The 18,599-nt window shown below is 34.7% G+C and carries 17 protein-coding genes; 6 read left to right on the forward strand and 11 right to left on the reverse strand.

Annotation, left to right across the window (positions count from 1 at the left end; genetic code table 11):
• Positions 1–14 precede the first annotated feature (14 nt).
• Positions 15–1,928, forward strand: coding sequence for an ABC-F family ATP-binding cassette domain-containing protein (locus DMB68_RS22060; protein ID WP_110348791.1), 1,914 nt, complete (start codon positions 15–17; stop codon positions 1,926–1,928).
• A 56-nt stretch (positions 1,929–1,984) separates the two neighbouring features.
• On the opposite strand, the gene DMB68_RS22065 is transcribed toward DMB68_RS22060, so the two are convergent.
• Entirely contained in the window at positions 1,985–2,947 is a 963-nt protein-coding gene (locus DMB68_RS22065; protein WP_110348792.1) for an App1 family protein, read from the reverse strand.
• 62 nt (positions 2,948–3,009) lie between these two features.
• Between DMB68_RS22065 and DMB68_RS22070 the strand changes: the two genes are divergently transcribed.
• Positions 3,010–3,879 (forward strand): diacylglycerol/lipid kinase family protein, encoded by an 870-nt coding sequence (locus DMB68_RS22070; protein ID WP_110348793.1) that lies wholly within the window; start codon positions 3,010–3,012, stop codon positions 3,877–3,879.
• 2 nt (positions 3,880–3,881) lie between these two features.
• On the opposite strand, the gene DMB68_RS22075 is transcribed toward DMB68_RS22070, so the two are convergent.
• The gene (locus DMB68_RS22075) at positions 3,882–5,027 is read right to left on the reverse strand and encodes a peptidogalycan biosysnthesis protein (protein ID WP_110348794.1); all 1,146 of its coding nucleotides are present in this window, start codon (positions 5,025–5,027) and stop codon (positions 3,882–3,884) included.
• A 120-nt stretch (positions 5,028–5,147) separates the two neighbouring features.
• Complete coding sequence (locus DMB68_RS22080; RefSeq protein WP_110348795.1) at positions 5,148–5,636, reverse strand: DUF1761 domain-containing protein; 489 nt, start codon at positions 5,634–5,636, stop codon at positions 5,148–5,150.
• A 191-nt stretch (positions 5,637–5,827) separates the two neighbouring features.
• Here DMB68_RS22080 and DMB68_RS22085 point away from each other — a divergent pair, with 191 nt between their 5' ends.
• Complete coding sequence (locus DMB68_RS22085; protein WP_231131719.1) at positions 5,828–6,451, forward strand: leucine-rich repeat domain-containing protein; 624 nt, start codon at positions 5,828–5,830, stop codon at positions 6,449–6,451.
• Positions 6,452–6,668: 217 nt separating this feature from the next.
• Complete coding sequence (locus DMB68_RS22090; protein ID WP_110348797.1) at positions 6,669–6,974, forward strand: hypothetical protein; 306 nt, start codon at positions 6,669–6,671, stop codon at positions 6,972–6,974.
• A gap of 69 nt (positions 6,975–7,043) precedes the next feature.
• Here DMB68_RS22090 and DMB68_RS22095 read toward each other — a convergent pair whose 3' ends face one another.
• The 6 genes from DMB68_RS22095 to DMB68_RS22120 all read right to left on the reverse strand — a co-directional run bounded on the left by DMB68_RS22095 (position 7,044) and on the right by DMB68_RS22120 (position 13,983).
• Positions 7,044–8,396 (reverse strand): DUF3526 domain-containing protein, encoded by a 1,353-nt coding sequence (locus tag DMB68_RS22095; RefSeq protein WP_110348798.1) that lies wholly within the window; start codon positions 8,394–8,396, stop codon positions 7,044–7,046.
• 1 nt (position 8,397) lies between these two features.
• Positions 8,398–9,834 (reverse strand): ABC transporter permease, encoded by a 1,437-nt coding sequence (locus DMB68_RS22100; RefSeq protein WP_110348799.1) that lies wholly within the window; start codon positions 9,832–9,834, stop codon positions 8,398–8,400.
• Positions 9,835–9,843: 9 nt separating this feature from the next.
• A complete protein-coding gene (locus DMB68_RS22105) occupies positions 9,844–12,147 on the reverse strand; it encodes a TonB-dependent siderophore receptor (RefSeq protein WP_110348800.1) in 2,304 nt (767 codons plus the stop codon).
• A gap of 28 nt (positions 12,148–12,175) precedes the next feature.
• The gene (locus DMB68_RS22110) at positions 12,176–12,871 is read right to left on the reverse strand and encodes an ABC transporter ATP-binding protein (RefSeq protein WP_110348801.1); all 696 of its coding nucleotides are present in this window, start codon (positions 12,869–12,871) and stop codon (positions 12,176–12,178) included.
• Positions 12,872–13,142: 271 nt separating this feature from the next.
• The gene (locus tag DMB68_RS22115; protein ID WP_231131721.1) at positions 13,143–13,496 is read right to left on the reverse strand and encodes a hypothetical protein; all 354 of its coding nucleotides are present in this window, start codon (positions 13,494–13,496) and stop codon (positions 13,143–13,145) included.
• Between the two features lie 112 nt (positions 13,497–13,608).
• Positions 13,609–13,983 carry a winged helix-turn-helix transcriptional regulator gene (locus DMB68_RS22120; protein ID WP_110348802.1) on the reverse strand — a complete coding sequence of 125 codons (375 nt, stop codon included), beginning with the start codon at positions 13,981–13,983 and terminating at the stop codon, positions 13,609–13,611.
• Positions 13,984–14,095: 112 nt separating this feature from the next.
• Between DMB68_RS22120 and DMB68_RS22125 the strand changes: the two genes are divergently transcribed.
• Positions 14,096–14,707: an FMN-dependent NADH-azoreductase gene (locus DMB68_RS22125; RefSeq protein ID WP_110348803.1), complete on the forward strand. Its 612-nt coding sequence runs from the start codon at positions 14,096–14,098 to the stop codon at positions 14,705–14,707.
• Between the two features lie 56 nt (positions 14,708–14,763).
• Here DMB68_RS22125 and DMB68_RS22130 read toward each other — a convergent pair whose 3' ends face one another.
• Both DMB68_RS22130 and DMB68_RS22135 read right to left on the reverse strand, forming a co-directional pair.
• Complete coding sequence (locus DMB68_RS22130; RefSeq protein WP_110348804.1) at positions 14,764–16,044, reverse strand: acetyl-CoA C-acetyltransferase; 1,281 nt, start codon at positions 16,042–16,044, stop codon at positions 14,764–14,766.
• Between the two features lie 343 nt (positions 16,045–16,387).
• Positions 16,388–16,990, reverse strand: coding sequence for an RNA polymerase sigma factor (locus tag DMB68_RS22135; RefSeq protein WP_110348805.1), 603 nt, complete (start codon positions 16,988–16,990; stop codon positions 16,388–16,390).
• A 281-nt stretch (positions 16,991–17,271) separates the two neighbouring features.
• Here DMB68_RS22135 and DMB68_RS22140 point away from each other — a divergent pair, with 281 nt between their 5' ends.
• Complete coding sequence (locus DMB68_RS22140) at positions 17,272–18,423, forward strand: FecR family protein (protein WP_110348806.1); 1,152 nt, start codon at positions 17,272–17,274, stop codon at positions 18,421–18,423.
• Positions 18,424–18,599 lie beyond the last annotated feature (176 nt).

Raw genomic sequence — 18,599 nt, forward strand, 5'->3', positions numbered from 1 at the left:
GATAGTCACACATTATGCTTAATATACACAATCTTTCGGTTTCTTTTGGAGGAACTTATTTATTTGAAGAGGTTACTTTTCGTTTGGGTGCAGGAGACCGCGTAGGTCTTGTTGGTAAAAACGGAGCGGGTAAATCCACCATGTTAAAAATGCTTGCAGGAGATTTTAAACCTGATTCAGGAGTTATTTCGCAGGAGAAAGATATCCGAATGGGATTTTTGCGTCAGGATATTGATTTTGAACAAGGAAGAACTGTTTTGGAAGAAGCTTATGAAGCATTCACCGAGATTAAGATTGTAGAAAAAAAGCTCGAAGAAATCAATCATCAACTGGTAACCAGAACCGATTATGAAAGTGAAGAATACAGCCAGATTATAGAAGATCTTTCTGATTACACACATCGTTTTGACCTTCTTGGAGGTTACAATTATGTAGGAGATACAGAAAAAATTCTTTTAGGTTTAGGTTTCAAAAGAGAAGTTTTCAATAACCAGACTGAAACATTTTCAGGAGGCTGGAGAATGCGTATTGAGCTGGCTAAATTATTATTGCAATCCAATGATGTTTTGTTGCTGGATGAGCCTACCAACCACTTAGATATCGAAAGTATCATTTGGTTAGAAAATTTCCTTCGCAATTATCCGGGGGTTGTGGTAATCGTATCGCACGATAAAATGTTTTTGGATAACGTGACCAACAGAACAATCGAAATCTCATTAGGAAAAGCATACGACTTCAATAAGCCGTATTCTCAATATTTGGAATTGCGTCATGAAATCCGCGAAAAACAATTGGCTACTCAGAAAAACCAGGCCAAAAAAATTGAAGAAACAGAAAAATTAATCGAGAAATTCCGTGCCAAAGCATCAAAAGCTTCAATGGCGCAATCGTTGATTAAAAAATTAGATAAAGTAGAACGAATTGAAGTTGACGAAGACGATAATTCCGTAATGAATATTTCTTTTCCGGTTTCAAAAGAGCCTGGAAAAGTGGTAATTGAGGCTGAAAATGTAACAAAATCTTACGGAGACAAAACGATTCTGAAAGATATCAGTTTATTGGTTGAACGTGGAAGTAAAATTGCTTTCGTTGGTCAAAACGGACAAGGAAAATCAACTTTCATTAAGGCATTGGTAAACGAATTTGAATACCAGGGAAATATTAAACTTGGACACAATGTTCAGTTAGGATATTTTGCCCAAAATCAGGCCGAATATTTAGATGGCGAAATCACTTTGCTTCAAACTATGGAAGATGCGGCAACGGATACCAACCGCTCTAAAGTGCGCGATATGTTAGGCTCATTTTTATTCCGTGGTGACGATGTTGAGAAAAAAGTAAAAGTACTTTCCGGAGGAGAGCGTAACCGTCTGGCACTTTGTAAATTATTGCTTCAGCCAATAAACGTTTTGCTGATGGATGAGCCTACGAACCACCTGGACATTAAATCTAAAAATGTTCTAAAAGCGGCACTTCAAAAATTCGGTGGAACTTTATTATTAGTTTCTCACGACAGGGATTTCCTTCAGGGAATGTCGAATATCGTTTACGAATTCAAAGATCAAAAAATTAGAGAATATTTGGGAGATATCAACTTTTTCTTAGAACAGCGCAATCTTGAAAATATGCGTGAAGTAGAGAAAAAAGATGTTGTAAAAACTGCCGCTCCAAAAGAGAATAACAAAACCTCTTACGAAGACCAGAAAAAAGGCAAAGCTTTGCAAAACCGTTTAAGCAAAGTCGAAAGCCAGATCAAACAATTGGAAAAAGACATTCAGCACGACGATAAAATGCTGGCTTCAAATTATGATAAACATATCGAAGACGCTTCCTTTTTCACCGCATACAATAAAAAGAAAGCAGATTTAGATCAATTGCTTCTGGATTGGGAAATCGTTCAGGAAGAAATTGACAATTTCAATGCTTAGTTTTTTTGTTTCAGGTTTCAAATTTAACGTTCCAACAAGAACCTGAAACCTGAAACCTACTTGATAATCCCAATAGACTTTGAATGCATAATCGCTTGACTACTTTCTTTAAAATAACAGACAGAAACATCAAGGGCTTCTAAGTTTTTCATGATTTTTTTGACTTCTGATTTTTGGATTTTTCCTGTTTGTCTGATGTAAACTGCAATCACTGTAACCGGAAATATTTTGCAAATTTGTTCATACAAAAAGGGATCGTGTTGTGAATCATCTCCCAATAACACATATTTGAGGTTCGGATAGAATTCCAGAACGTGTTTTATTTTATCGAATTTATGATTGTGATTGCCTCTTCCGCTCAGGAAAAAATCAGTAACCCCTCTTTTGATATCTTTCAGTAAAATAACAGCTCGTGGCAATTGATGTATTTTGGTAAATTTTACAATAAACCGATACAAATTCCATTCGCTGCTTGAGATATAAAAAAAAGCATTTTGTTCTTCCTTATTGTTTCTTCCGGCTGAACTTAAAGCCTGATAATGTGGAACAACACCTTTAAAAACTTTTCTGTCATTTACACTTTTAAAAAGGAGAATGTATATTTTTTTGAAAATATTCCGCGTATGCGAAATCAAAAAAGTATCATCAATGTCAGATATAATTCCCAGATTTCCTTCATGAGGTCTTATAAAACTGCCTTTGCAGGTTATAGTTTCTGTTTTATATCTGATACTCACTTCGTATTCCATCCATCCAAAATGAAATTCCTTTTCCAATGGAATACAAAATTTAAAATAACCATCATCTAAAGTTTTGGTATGAATTTCTTTTTCCCCAAATTTCAGGTATATGTCAAAATTTTGAATCGTTTTTATCCTAAACTGATTAATAATAGAACGTGCATTTTTTAAGTTTTTCTTTTGAAAATCATATTCATATGTTCTCCTGAAAACATGACCCATTACAATTAATTCCTGTTCATTGGCATAACCGCGATATAATTGTAAAATTGGTGTCATTAATTACGTATATTTATGTAACTGTAATTTAATTAATTTAATTGGTTTTTAAATAGAAAATTTTGAAAAAGAATATCATATTCGTTGTAAACCCGATTTCAGGAGACCTTGATAAATCAGATTTAATAGAGGCGGTTCAGGAGTTTGCAACCACAAATCATTTTGAGTTGGAGGTGTATGAAACCACAGGGAAAAGTGATGCAAAGCAAATACAAGCCTTACACAATAAGTACAATCCGGAACGAATTGTAGTAGCCGGGGGCGACGGAACTATTAAGATGGTAGCCGAAGCAATGGAAGAGCAGGATGTGATCATTGGGATTCTGCCTGCGGGTTCCGCTAACGGTTTGTCTGTCGATTTAAATCTACCGTCAACAATCGAGGAGAACCTGAAAATTGCTTTTCTGAATCGTTATATCGAAATGGATATGATTTGCATCAATGGCAAAAAAAGTATTCATTTAAGCGATATCGGGCTAAATGCTGACTTGGTAAAAAATTATGAAGAAAGTGACGTTCGTGGATTTTGGGGTTATGCTTTACAGGCATTTACAACCCTGACAGAGTCTAATGAACCGTTTGTTGCAACAATTAAGGCAAATAAAGAAAAAGTCGATCATGTCGCGAGAATGATCGTAATTGCCAATTCTCAAAAATACGGAACAGGCGTAACCATCAATCCCAATGGTGCTATGAACGATGGTAAATTTGAATTGGTCATTCTGAAAAACCTTGATTTATTTCTTATCGGAAAGATAATTACAGGCAACATGCCAATCGATTCTGAGGATGTGGTTATCATTTCTACAGATCAGGCCACTATAGAAACCGATTATCCTGTGAGTTTTCAGATCGATGGTGAGTATTGCGGAGCACAGAAGTCGTTAGAAATTCATATTCTGCATAAGCAAATGAAGATTGCGATTCCGTAAAATTATTTAAACGGATTGCGTTCCTGCCAATCGGTTTTTGGTTCCAGATAATTAAAAAATCGTGCAATATTATGATTAATTAAAGCATTGCTGTGAGTGATCAAACCGTACATTTTTATAGGTTTAGCACCTACAGAACTTTTAATTTCAAGAGCGGTTCTGGCGAAAACAATAGTTTTAAAACCTTTTTTGATGGAATACCCAATCATGTCATAAAGCATATTCAGATACAGCATTTTTTCACGCTGCACACTTTCATCATAACCTAAAAAATAGGTATCCATTACATTTCCATTTTTTATCAATGTATTGAAACCGATTAGTTTTTCCTCCAGAAAATAACCATAGAGTAAAAAGTCATCTTTCATGATTTCTTTAAAAAAGCTAAAATGATTTCGGGCGAGAAAAAAAGTGTTGAAAGGCGCATTTTTTGCCACATGAAAATAGAGGTCGTAAATAACATCTTCGTATTTTCGAATATCAGACAAAGACATTTTTTGTTTTACGATTCCTTCTGCTTTTTTTCTGGCACGTTTGTACTGATCCCGGTATTTTTTAGATAAAGCATCAATATAATCCTGTTCTGATTTCCAGTTTTTATTGATTTCAAAAATCATATTGGGCTGGGTCGAAAACGTATAATTGTTTTTAAATTCTGCTTGCAGGGGCTCAATTTCTTTTGCCGTAAAATCTTTTATGCTTGTGATATGAACTTTTTTGCCACTTGCTTTTAAATCTTTTTTAAGCTGACTAATAGCTTTATGAAGCGTTTTAATAGCTTTGGACTCTTTTATGTTTTGAGCAAAGACAAAAGCATTTTGTCCCGTTAGCATATTATTGCCTACGAATAACACGTGCGAAGCAAAATTTTTAAGGGCAAAGTTGCGCACAGAAGTTTTTAAGCATTTATCACGCTCTCCAAACGATTCCAGTTTTTCTGCAAATAAAAATTGGGTCAGGGCGATTCCGATAAGTTTTTCTCCTTCAAAAAATCCCATGAAATGACAAGTCATATTTACCGGACAGGAATTTTCTAATACTTCAAGGTATTCACGGGTTAAAAAAATATTATCTGCAGCGAGCGAGTTCCATTCTAAAGGCAGTGATGCCGCGCTTTTATATATTTGGAAAGAATAGGTTGTATTCAAGAGTGTGAACTAATTTCTTCAAAATTAGATAATATTTGCAATAACTTTTTTTCTTTAAGTTATTATTAAGAAAATCCGTTTGAATTTAGGTTTCAAACGGATTCAGTTTCTGTAGTTTTATTAGGCATATGCACAAACAATTCCGCCTATAATTGTAAGGGTAAGCATCCAGTATCCGGCGTGGATAAAGATATATTTCCATGATTTTCTTTCGAATAAGCCATTGATTCCAATTACAGGAAAAGCAAAAAATAAGCCTGACATAAAACCGTGGAGAGCACCATGTTTAAAAGTGCGGTAAGCTGTCCCGTAATCAGCCATAAAAGCATGAAAAGATGGTTTTGCACTTGCTATCATAGGTGGCCCGCCAATCATTCCTACAGCACCGGATTGATGGATTGTAAACGACATTAAGGCCATAGATATCAGCACAGAGAAAATATAAGTAAATCCAAAGATTTTTAGCATATTGCCTTTTTTGAGATCTTCTTCGGTAAAATTATTTTCTCTCATCCAGATTGTTCCAAATACTTTTGGATTGTACCAGATAAATCCAACTACAAGTGTAACAACTGCTGCAGCCAGAAATGTAATAAAGTTAATTTCCATAAAATAAGGTTTTTATAATTAGTTGATCAAATTTAATTAAAAATTCAGCGTGAAGGATATTTTATTTTTTGAGTATTAAACGTGTTATTTTACTTATTAACACTTTATCGACATTGCTTGTGCTGAAGTTTTAAATCACATAATTTTGCAGCAAACATTGATGCCCCAAATCTATGCGAAAATTTTGTTTTTTGTTTTTACTATTTACATTGTCAAATTCAGTTTTTGCAGATGCGGTTTCTGATAAAGAAAAAGATACGCTGATTAAAATATATCACGCAACAAATGGAGCGGAATGGAAAATAAAATGGGATTTGACATCATCAGTTTGCACCTGGTTTGGTGTTGAAATTAATAATGGTCAGGTTGTCGGACTTAATTTGGCAGATAATAATTTAAAAGGAAAATTGCCTTCGGCTATAGGAAATTTGCAGCATTTGCAAACACTGGCACTTTTTAATAATGAGATAGAAGGAAATCTGCCGGATTCTGTATATGAAATTTCGACTTTGAAAGTGCTGCTTTTGAATAATAATAAATTCTCGGGGAATCTGAGTCACAAAATAGGAAATTTTAATTCTTTAGAAAATCTCAGTTTGTTTGATAATAATTTTGAAGGTGAAATTCCAAAAGAACTTGAAAACCTTTATAATTTGTCTGAAATGAATCTTTCGTACAATAGATTTAAAGGTGCTGTTTCGGAAAAACTAACCTTGCTCGATGCTCTAAATATGACCATGTTAGATGAAAATGGAAATCCTTTTTTACTGGATGTACATAAAGAAAAAGATATTACCAATATTACCGTTAATTAATCGTGCTTATGAATGAATTTTACTCGTGAAAAAGTTGATTAATCTATTTAGTTAATTGTGAAAAAACCGTAATTCGTTACGGTTTTTTTATGCTAAAAAAATAATAATTTAATACCCCTAATTTTACGTTTTTGCTTTTTTTTCATAACTTTAATTATTGAATTCAAAATGCGATTCAAATCAGCTAAAATAAATTTTAATCTTTAATAATAACGTCATGGTAATACATTATCAGGGAAAACAACACGGAAAAAGTACTAAATTCACTATTAGGATAATTGGTAATAACCTTTCAAAAAGCAGTTCAAACTACCAGATTGATTTGTTGGTAGGAGAGAGTCAATTGCCATTATTTACTTCTGAAATTCATCAGAGTTTGTCTAATTGCCTTAGAGAGATTTATTTGTTTGCAAAATATAACGGAATCACGTTTGATGCCTCTTCAGAAAAAACGGAAAAATTATTGGTGCCTTACGATAAGGTTTTGTATGATTATAATAAATATGCTTTGTTTAGAGCATAATTGAATTTTAGAAACATAAAAAAAGACTGCCTTACTAAGCAGTCTTTTTTATGTTTTTTTAGCTGGAATTTAGATGATTTGTTTTTCTTTTTTGAAATTCATCCAACCCAAAGCGATGAATGCAAGATTAATAAAAACTAAAGGCAGAAAACTTTTTGACAGGCTGGTTTCTGAGTTGTCTTCAAAAGTTTCGACTCTAAATTTAGACCAGTTTTCTTTGGCTACTGGAGCATTATCAAAGATTTTAGGGTAAAAATACAGCCTCGTTTTTTCATGAAATGCTGTCGTTTTTTGTATAAATAAAAGCTGGTTTTCAAAATCTGATTTTGCAATTTCATTCAGTTGGATTTGGGTATGTAAAGTTGGAATAAATTGGGCTATCATCTGGCTTGCCTCGTTTCGTTGCTTTAATTTGGTCTGCAATTCCTGAGACTGTTTTGCTGATTCATCATCACCCATTTGCTGCATCGCATAATACCAAAGCCAGCTGAATTCGGTATCCGGTAAAATATAGCTTTTGAACTGTGGATAATGACTGTAGAATTTATCCATCGTCGTTTTTTTATCCATATCCCATTTTTCGTGGTAGGCATTTCGTTGTTTCAATGTCAGTTCTAATGCTTCGGGAACCGGATATTTGTTGACAATATAAGTATTGATCGTTGCCGGCAAAATGATAATCAGAAACAGCCAGACCGTTAATAAGATTACGGAATTAAAATTCGAGTTCTTTTGAAGCGAAACAATAAAAAAGCAAACGGCAAACCAAAAGAGAATGTACAAAATACTGATGATGTAAAAAGTGAGAAGTGAACTGTCAAATGGAATATTCAAAAGTATGACAGCAACAACCAGGATAATTGTCAGCAATGCAAGCAAACTTAAAATTCGGATATAGAATAATTTCAGAATGTATAAAAAAGTATTGTCGCTTTGCGAGGCAACAATTTTCCAGGTTCCGGATTCTTTTTCTTCTGAAACGATATTGTACGTAAAAGCAATGATTAGAAGCGGAAAAATATAAATGAGAACAAAACTAAAATCAAGGTTTCCCAACAAAAGATTATTTGGATTATTTAGTTCTGAATCGTATTTCTGAGCTTCCACACCCCGAATCGTAACGCTCTGAATCGAAGGATTGACATCGCGCTGACCAATTGCCAGACTATTGAGAGGAAATGTTTTGTTGACCAGTGAAAATTTTACATAATAAAGCAAAAGACCCATTTCATCTTTATGGAAAGAAGCGTTTCGGGCGATATGCTCTTTTTGATAAACCGCTGCTTCTGTAATGTTTTTATGTTGCTTTTGCTGGAATTGCTGTCCAATTAAAAGACTGATAAACCCAATAACGAAAACAAACAATAAACCAACTTTTGTTCCTTTGGAGCGTATGAAATTTTTAAATATTAATGCTAACATATTAAATGGCTTTTAGTTTTTTTGAAGCTGTCCTGATTAAGATGAATAACAAAATAATCCAGAGAAAAAGTGAAATGACAGAGATAATTTCGTTCTTTAAAACGGTGAATACTCCTTTGGGCTCATAATGAAATTCCTGGACTTCTGCCCAATGATCTTTGTCAATGACAGTTGGCTTGTCTTTTTTATTACTGATGTATTTAATTTGTAAAGCATTCATTTTTTGCGCCATATTATAGCGATACGTTTCAGCCTGTTTCTGAAAATCGATGTACGAATCATAATCTGTATTTGATAATGCCATCGACAGGTTTTTCATCGCGATATACGGATTCAAAAACGATACTGCTCTTGAAAAACTGTTTTGCTTTTCGTAAACCTGAAGCAGATTTTTCAAATGTTTGTTGTAAATATTCGAACTGATTTTCTCGCCTTCGGTCATGATAAAACCGGAATAATTGAAAGGGAGTTTCTGAACCGAGTCGACTTTGTGAACCGCAAGTAAAGAATCCTTAATCGCTTTGTAATGCGAATCATTTGGGTTGTGACTGTCACCTTGTTTCAAAATATCTTTTTCGATATCGCTGTTGAACTTAATTTTTGAAGGCGCTTCATAAATATAAGCACCAATTGCCTGCGTTGTTCTCGGTAAAATAATTGTGAAAACCAACCAAATCCCAATTAACGAAACCAATGCTTTTTTTGAAGTTTTGCATGAAGCAGAAATCAAAACAGCAATGGCGCAAAAAAATAACAGATATAGAAAATGAAACACAATAAACAAGATCATTTTAAGGGTTTCGTCAAATGAAACGGCAAAGTTCTGAAGCAATAACCAGATGAAAACCAAAACGAGAATTGCCGGAATAAAAAGCATCATAATGACAGAGGCAATTCCAAGTATTTTGCCTAATAAAAGCTGTTTCCAGCTGATTCCCTGACTCAAAAGCAGTTTTAGTGTTCCGTTTTCCCTTTCGGCTGCGACCGAATTAAATCCCAGGAAAAAAATCAATAAGGGCAATAAAATCTGTAAAACCATAGCAGTACTGATTTCCCCAAAACGCAGCATGCTGTTCGAGAATCCGGCTTCAGAAAAATTGGCTGTATTTTGCTTATGCGCTTCCAGAAATATCGCATTTCCAAAAAACGGTTCCATTCCAAATTCAAACACGCTTAGCGAAGTACTTTTTCGAAAAGCAAAATTTCCGTAATGCGCCATTCTGTGCGGATTTTTGTCCGGATTTTTGAGCCAGTCTTCTCTGGATTCGTGTTGGTATTTTTCGCTGGTTTCATTTTGATTGATGTAGTTTTTCCATCCGGATAAAACGGCATAAATCAATAAAATACCAATAAAAAAGGTAATGATATATGTAGCCAGATTTTTAAAAACAGATTTTCTAAAATGTTGGGCTATCAAATTTTCTACGTGTAATGACATAACTGCAGATTAAAATTTATAAGTTACGGTAAGCGTAGCGTTTCTTGGAGCTCCGGGAAATAATCGAAGGTAGTTTTGCGCGCCAAACCAATATGTTCTATTAAAAACATTGCCCACGTTCATCGCAATTTGCATGTTGCTTTTAGTGGGTTTGTAATAAACCGCAGCGTCAAAAATGGTAAAATCCGGAATTGTAAAATCTCTGGTAAACCATGGAATTTTGCTGCTTTGGTACTGCATTCCGGCACCAATCCCAAAGTTATCCAGAGCAGAATCAGAATTGAAGTTGTAGCGTGTCCATAAGTTTGCACTGTTTTTAGGTGTGTTTTGTTTTCTGGCACCAATTAATGAAGCATTGCGATCATTGGTAATTTCAGCATCAATATAACTGTAAGAAGCATTAATTTGCCAGTCCGGAATTATATAACCAGCCAAATCGCATTCAAAACCACGGCTTCTTTCAGCACCTCTTGTTACCAGTAAATCAGGATTTACGGGATCATTGGCATTCATCAAAATATTACGCTGGTTTATTTCGTAAATGGCAGCATTAAAACTCATTGAGTTATTGAGAAAAGTAGCTTTAATTCCCACTTCTTTCAAATTACTTTCCAACGGTTCAAACTGGCTTCCGGCAGGTAAACTTCCGGTTTGCGGCATCAAAGTTACCGTGTTCGATTGTGGCTGATAGCCCTCTAGATAAGTTGTATAAAGATTAATTGAATTGTTTACGGCATACGTTACCCCAACTCTTGGCAGTAAAGCTGATTTTTTTACAGTAAGTTCGTTGTTGGCTTTATAATTCGTAATATCCTTGAACCATTCGTTTCTTAAACCCAATAAAAAGGTAAATTTAGCCCACAGAATCTGATCCTGAATATAAATTGCATTCGTAGTGGTCAATGCAGAGGGTAAAGCTGTTCTAACATTCAAAGTATAATCTTCCGGACTTGTAACGGTATATTTTGGATTGTTCAAATTGAAATAAGTTACATTTGGTTTCGGCATAACAACTCCGTCGATAGTGATTGTTTGATAATTTGCAGCATTTGCCAAAACGAAAGAACCTGCAACAGTTCCGTCATTTAAGAGATAACCTCTGGCTGCATTTTGACCGCCGCCTATGTTTTTGTTCCAGCTGCTTAAATCGTATCCTGCCAATAATTTATGGGTCAGTTTTCCGGTTTTTAGATCGAAATTTAAGTAAGCGCTCAAATTGTCGATATCCCAGTTTTGCTGACGCTGTACAAACTGCATCATCGCCAGGTTTGTAACCGGCTGATTATCCATGTCAACCGCAAAGACATTAGTGGTTCTGTGTTCCTGAAGATCTTCTGTCCAGGTTTGTTTCATGTACGAAGCATTAAAACTAATTTTAGAATTGAATTTATGCGCAAAATTCGTCATCAGAATCATTTCTTTTGACCTGAAAAAATCGCTCGGAGCACCCAGATTCAAACTTATTGGGGTTTTGTTCAAATCTGTCACTCCGGCAACGGCACCAAAAATGGGCTGTCCTCTGTCAAGAATTCCTTTCATATCGCTCAGAATCAATTCAGTATTGATAGCCGTTTTTTCATTCGGAATATAACTGAAAGATGGCGAGATCAGGAAGGATTTATTATTAACCAGATCACGGAACGATTTGGCTTCCTGGTAAGCACCGTTTACACGGTACAATAATGTTTTGGATTCGTTGACAGGTCCGGTAAAATCTAAAGTTCCTCTCAAAGTGCTGAAACTTCCAACACTCATACTGACCTCCTTGTGTTCTGTTGCTAAAGGTTTTTTAGTCACCAGATTGATGCTTCCACCAGGATCTACTGAGGAAAATGTAGCGCTCGAAGGACCTTTTATGACCTCGACACGTTCAATATTGGTAGTCAGAGGTTGTAAAAAATAATACTGACGGGTTCGCATTCCGTTGATAATTTGCCCTTCCTCATTTTGACTGATTCCACGAATCGTATATTGGTTATAGTAACTCGCCGGAATAACACCGCTTGTCATTTTTACGGCATCGGCCAGATAAAAAGCGGCTTTATCGGCAATTAATTCTTTGGTTACAGTCGAAATAGATTGTGGAATATCTTTGTTTAATGCTGCCGTTTTTGTCGCTGCAAAAGAATAGTCGCTGTAATATTTTTTGGTTGAACGGCCAATGATTTCAACGGTTTGGAGTTCATTTCGCTTCGCTTCCATTTCAATAGAATCTTTTGCGATGCTGTCCCTTATTTTTTCATTAATGGTTTGGGATCGTATGGATTGTATGCCTGTTAGAAATAATAAGGCAAATAAAAAGAGATGTTTCATTTTGGTTGATGGAAATCCTAATTTCCTTTTAAACAGTTTGTAAATACAGATTTTCTAATTCATTGGCAGAGATTTTTTCGGCTTCGATAACGGTTACCAGATTTCCCTGTTTCATAATGCCAATGTGTGTTGCGACTTCCCTTGCTCTGAAAATATCGTGTGTTGCCATTAAAATAGCTGTTCCGTCTGCCGAAAGTTCTTTTAAAATCTGTGAAAACTCATTTGAAGCTTTAGGATCCAGACCACTTGTAGGCTCGTCCAGTAAGAGTACTTTTGCTTTTTTAGCAATGGCAATGGCGATGCCTACTTTTTGGCGCATTCCTTTTGAGTAACCACCCAGATTTTGATCGTGGGCTGTAATCTGTAAACCCGCTTTGGTTAAAAAATAAGTCAGTTCTCCGTTTGAATATTTGAATCCGGCAAGGGAAGAGAAGAATTTCAGGTTTTCCAGACCTGTTAGATTTGGATATAACATGACTGTTTCCGGAATGTATGCCACATCTTTTTTAGTTGTATCAGCATCGGTAACAACCGAAATATCATTTATTTTAATTTCGCCTTCGGTAGGTTTTATAAATCCGAGAAACAAGTTTATGGTAGTTGTTTTTCCGGCACCGTTTTGTCCTAAAAGCGCAAAAATTTCTCCTTTGTTGATGGTTAAATTCAAAGCGTTTAAAGCAATTTGGTCACCGTATTTTTTAGTCAGGTTTACTGCTGTGAGCATAATGTATAGATTTGGAAATTATTATTTTTTTAATAGATATAGCTGTTTCAGGTCGTTCCATAGGAACGTCCAGAGCTATTTTATTAAATGTGAGAGAAAGAGTATTGGTGGAACTTTTATTTAAACTTGAAAATAAAGAGATTGATCAAATTTGCTGATGGAATCTATTCGCCAAAATAGATTTCATCAAATAAATTGAAATAACAGACATTTCCTCTTGTCCAAAACAAAAAGAATGATTTTCAACATTTAAATAGTAAGATCCGGTAAACTAAAATAGGGCAGGTGGTGCTCTTAAAGCAAAGAGACTGCCTTTGAAAAACGTTGAGGTTGCTTTGCTGTAAAAGAAAACAGCCGAAGTAACAACGTTTAATTTATGAAATGAAAAAGTATGAAATATCTCTGAAATAAAAGTGCTGAATGCAAAATGACAAACAGGACAATTAGTATCTACAGCATGACTATGCGTAATCTGCTTTTGATTGGGAGTGTATTTGTGGTCGCAATGTTTCTCATGGATTTGCGTGTAAATATGCTCATAAGAATGAATAGTCTGAAAAAGCATTGCGAACAACACCATTAAAGACATGAAAAGATTAATTAGTAAAAATTTCTTTTTATTCATTCTCGATTTGGAAATCTTAGCAGTAAATAACGCAACTAGGTTGCAAATATAGAGATCTTATTTTAAAATAAAAGCAAATAATTTTATCTTTTTAAAAGCTTAATCTAACAAACTATTTTCCAATGATTTCTTTCCGGTGTAAAGTTCCCCAGTCTTTTAAGGCCATTATGACATTTCCCAAAGATTGACTGTGCAATGTTCTGCGGTATTCAACAGTTGGTGGAAAAGTATCATAAACTGTTCTTATAACCAGTTTATTTATTTCCAGATCTTTGAGTTCTTTCGACAGCATTTTATCGGTAATTCCATCCAGATCTCTTGAGATTTCTTTAAATCGTTTGGGACGATCAGACAAAGCAATCAGTATTGGCAATTTCCATCTTCCGTTCAGCACTTCCAGAGCATCCCTTACAGGTAATAAGGCACTTAAACAGGATTCTTTTGAGCAGGCGCTATCTTCGCATGTATTTGTGTTTTCGCTTGTCATTTTGATATTGCTTACGTTACTATCTTCGACGATAGCGCTATCCTTGAGGATAGTACTATAAAAGAGATAGTAAATGTAAATAAGTTTGTGTAGTAAACAAAATAAAAATAGTATGGGTAAAAGAATTCTGAATATCGTCACAAGTATTAAGGGAGATGCTTCCTTTAGCAATAAATTATCTAACGCAGTTATTGAAAAACTGACAATCGCCTACCCGGAAATCGAAGTTGAGACACTGGATCTTTCAAAAACACCTTTGCCTTACCTGGATGAATCACAAATTGGGGCATTTTTTACACCGGTTGAACTGCAGACATTAGAGCAAAAAATAGCCATTAAAAATTCTAATGATGCTGTACAAAAATTGATGGATGCTGATATAATTGTAATAGGCGTTCCTCTTTACAATTTTGGAATTCCGGCGGTTTTAAAAGGCTGGGTAGATCAGATTTCAAGAGCGGGAGTCACTTTTAGTTATGCAGACGGACATCCAAAAGGACTGGTAACCGATAAAAAAGTGTATTTGTCTGTAGCTTCAGGGGCTATATTTTCTGAAGGACCATACAAAAGTTATGATTTTGCAGAGCCGTATTTACGCGCTGTTTTAGCTTTTTTAGGAATGACAGATGTAACAACTTTCCGTGTAGAAGGAACGTCAATTCCTGATTTTGCAGAAAGTGCGTTGCCAAAAGCTTTGACAGCTGTTGAAGAATTTTCGTTTTAATTACACAAAAAAATCCCAGTCTAAAAATAGCTGGGATTTTGCTTTTGAAGCATTTTTTATTTTTCAATAATCATTGTAATTCCTTGTCCGCCTGCCGCACAAATTGAAATAAATCCTCTTCCGGATCCTTTTTCGTTTAATAGTTTTGCCATAACACCTATAATTCGGCCTCCGGTTGCTGCAAACGGATGTGCTGCTGCAAGACTGCTCCCTTTTACATTTAGTTTTTCCCGGTCAATTGATCCTAATGCTTTTTTCAAACCTATTTCTTTGCTGAGTTCAGGGCTTTCCCAAATTTTCAGGGTTGCTAAAACCTGTGCTGCAAAAGCTTCGTGAATTTCATAATAGTCAAAATCCTGTAAAGTCAGTCCGGCTTTTTCAAGCATTCTGCTGGCAGCAAATAAAGGAGCTAATAAAAGGTTTTGCTGGTTTTTAACATATTCAATTGCAGCGACTTCTGCAAAAGTAATGTAGGCCAGAATCGGAAGGTTGTGTTTTTTTGCCCATTCTTCGCTGGCTAAAAGAATACAGGAAGCTCCGTCTGTAAGAGGGGTTGAGTTTCCTGCCGTTAATGTTCCGTTTGCCTTATCAAAGGCAGGATTTAATTTGGCTAATTTTTCAATAGTGCTGTCTTTTCTCAGATTATTGTCTTTTTCAAGTCCGTTAAACGGAGTAATCATATCATCATAAAAGCCTTCGTCATAAGCTTTTGCCATATTCAAATGACTTTTAAGAGCCAGATTATCCTGATCTTCTCTTGATATTTTATAATGTTTTGCCGTAATTTCTGTATGTCCGCCCATCGAAAGTCCGGTTTGGGATTCTTCATTTCGGGGAACCAATGGCGTTAAATCTTTTGGACGGAGTTTTAAAAATAATTTGATTTTTTCGCCTAATGATTTCGCTTTTCTGGCGTTCAGTAAAATTTTCCTTAGTTTTTCGCTCACGGCAATCGGCATATCACTGATAGAATCAACACCTCCGGCAATACCGGATTCAATTTGCCCCAGAGCAATTTTATTGGCAATATAGATAGCACTTTCTATTCCGGTGTCGCAGGCTTGCTGTAAATCACAGGCCGGAGTAGCAGGATCGAGAGCTGTTTTCATGACACATTCCCTCATCAAATTACTGTCATAAGTATGTTTGATAACTGCACCGCCAACTACTTCGCCTAATAGCTGCCCGCTTAAATTATATTTATCAATAAGTCCGTTTAAGGCTGCGGCCATCATTTGCTGATTTCCAACTTCGGCATAGGCAGTATTGGCTTTTGCAAACGGAATTCGGTTATAACCTACAATAGCGACTTTTCTAATGGCATTGGGAGTACTCATATCTCGATTTTTAGGACAATTTAAAATTTTCTGAGATTAAAGATAAGCAGGAATTTCTAAATTTTGGGTACTAAAATGAGGTGATTTGTTTTAAGAAAAAGTATAGATATGAAATTTTTTACTCGAAACAAGAAAAACGATTAAATTACTTTTTCAATAAAAGAGCTGTAATTATTCAAAACGTCAGTTCGAATGCTTTTTGTGCAGAGAAACGGAACAAAAAATGTATCGAGAACCGTTTTTAATGATAATTTTTCTGTTCTCGATACAATTTTCTATCGAAAATTACTCGAACTACGAAAAATCATCATTAAAAACTAATTGCGTTAAAATATATTCGATTTTAATTTAACCGTAGTTTTTTCTTTTTTCCGAACAGCAGTAGTAAAACTGTTTTCACCTTTTCTTCCAGTGAAGATCGCAGAATAGAAAATGCTTTTGTAATCTGCGCTTCAACCGTTTTGATTGAAACATCAAGATGTTCAGCAATTTCAATATTGGTAAGTCCTTCTTTTTTGCTCAAAATAAAAACTTCCCTGCATTTAGGAGGCAAACTTTCTATCTCTTTATTTACTACCTTTAAGACACGCTGAAAAGATTCGGAGTCATCTTCAAGAACAACTGAATTTAAAGCGTCGTAATATGTTTTTTCAAGAGAAAACAAAGATTGGTTTTTTCTGTATAAATCAATGAATTCATTATAAACCAATTTATAAAGAAAACTTTTGATGGAATGGTCTGATTTTAATCGTGTTCGCTGTTCCCAGACTTTTATAAATACATTTTGAACGATGTCTTCGGCACTGTAAATATTTTTTGCCAGACTGTTAGCGTAAATACAAAGTTTATGATGATAGGTGTCAATTAGAAAAGTATAAGCCCTTTCGTCTCCGTTTCTCAGAGATTCAATTAGTATATCGTTTTCGTTATAATCATCGGTTTTCATAGTAACAAATATATTAATTTATAATTTTTCAGGTTTAGATTTTGAGGTGCATTTCGTAAAAAAGCCTCACTTTTCTGTTTTCTATTTGAATTTTATTACAAATAAAAAAGTGATAAAAATGCAAAGATAAAACTTTTACCACTTTACTTCTATCAAATTAATATAGTTTTATTGAAGGAAAACACTTGTGAAAAATAAAAAAATCACCAAAATCGAAAAAACTTTATCAAATTGTTAGGGTTTTGCTTTTTGGCTTCGTAATAATATTAAAAAAAGAAAAAATGACAGTAAAAAAGTCAGAACGATTAATGGTAAAATTCATCACCAATCAGGCAAGTCAGGATGAAATTGAAATGCTGACGGAGTGGTTAAAGGAGGAAGGAAACCAAATTGAGTTTAGGGAATTTGTAAAAACAAATTACGCCATTGATAGCACTATGAATACATTCGATTCTGCTGAAATAAGAAAGCAGTTATCAGAAAGGATTCAGAAAGAAAATAATGTTTTTTATAAAAGAAGATTTTCTTCTTATTATAAATATGCGGCGATTTTGGTTGTCGCTTTGGGCGGATTTTATTTTTATAAAAATTCAGATGTATCGAAAGAGAAACAAAATGTTGTGATTCCGAGACAGGATGAAATTGTTTTAAAATTAGATAACAATTCTGAAGAAGAAATTGATACAGCTGATACCAGAAATCTAACCGATAAAGATGGGAACATAATTGGAAGGCAGGAAAAAAACAGGCTGGTGTACAACAAAGTATATGCTGAAGGTAAGTTAGTTTACAATTCAATTAAGATTCCGTATGGTAAAAAGTTCGAAGTACAATTATCAGACGGAACCATTGTGCATCTGAATGCCGGAACTTCATTGACATATCCGGTGCAGTTTTTAAAAAATCAGGGAAGAAAGGTACAATTGACTGGTGAAGCGTATTTTGAAGTTGCCAAAGACAAGGCACATCCGTTTACGGTAAATGCTCAGGAGGTTAATGTTGAGGTTTTGGGAACCCGATTTAATGTGGATTCGTATATCGATAATAATAGTACCAATGTTGTATTGGCTGAAGGAAAAGTTTCGCTTTATAAAAATCAGAAAACAAATGAAAATCAGGTGTATTTAAAACCGGGTTCAAGAGGTTCAAATATAAAAGGACAGTCTGTGATTAAAATAGATGAGGTAAATACTGACTATTATACGGCCTGGGTAAAAGGAAGCTTAGTATTTAAAAATGATTCGTTTGCTGATATTATCAAAAAGCTGGAACGCCATTACAATGTCACTTTCATAAACAGAAATAAAATGCTGGGAAGAGAAATTTTTAATGCCCGTTTTGATAATGAGCCAATTGAAGTTGTACTGAAATATTTCAGCGACAGTTATGCTATTGATTATACTATTGACAGAGATAAAATCACTATTAAATAAGAATGGCAATATCAATAACAATATCAAAGGTCGATGGCAAAAATCAATTGTAACAAATAATAATAAAAGATCTAAAATAATAAGGAATGCCTATGTAACAAAAATCCAAACCGAAGGATCGTTATTTAAAAAAACCGGAAAATGCGCCAACATTTTCCGGGAAATAGGAATGCGAT

The organism is Flavobacterium hydrophilum (assembly GCF_003202405.1).
GTDB lineage: Bacteria > Bacteroidota > Bacteroidia > Flavobacteriales > Flavobacteriaceae > Flavobacterium > Flavobacterium hydrophilum.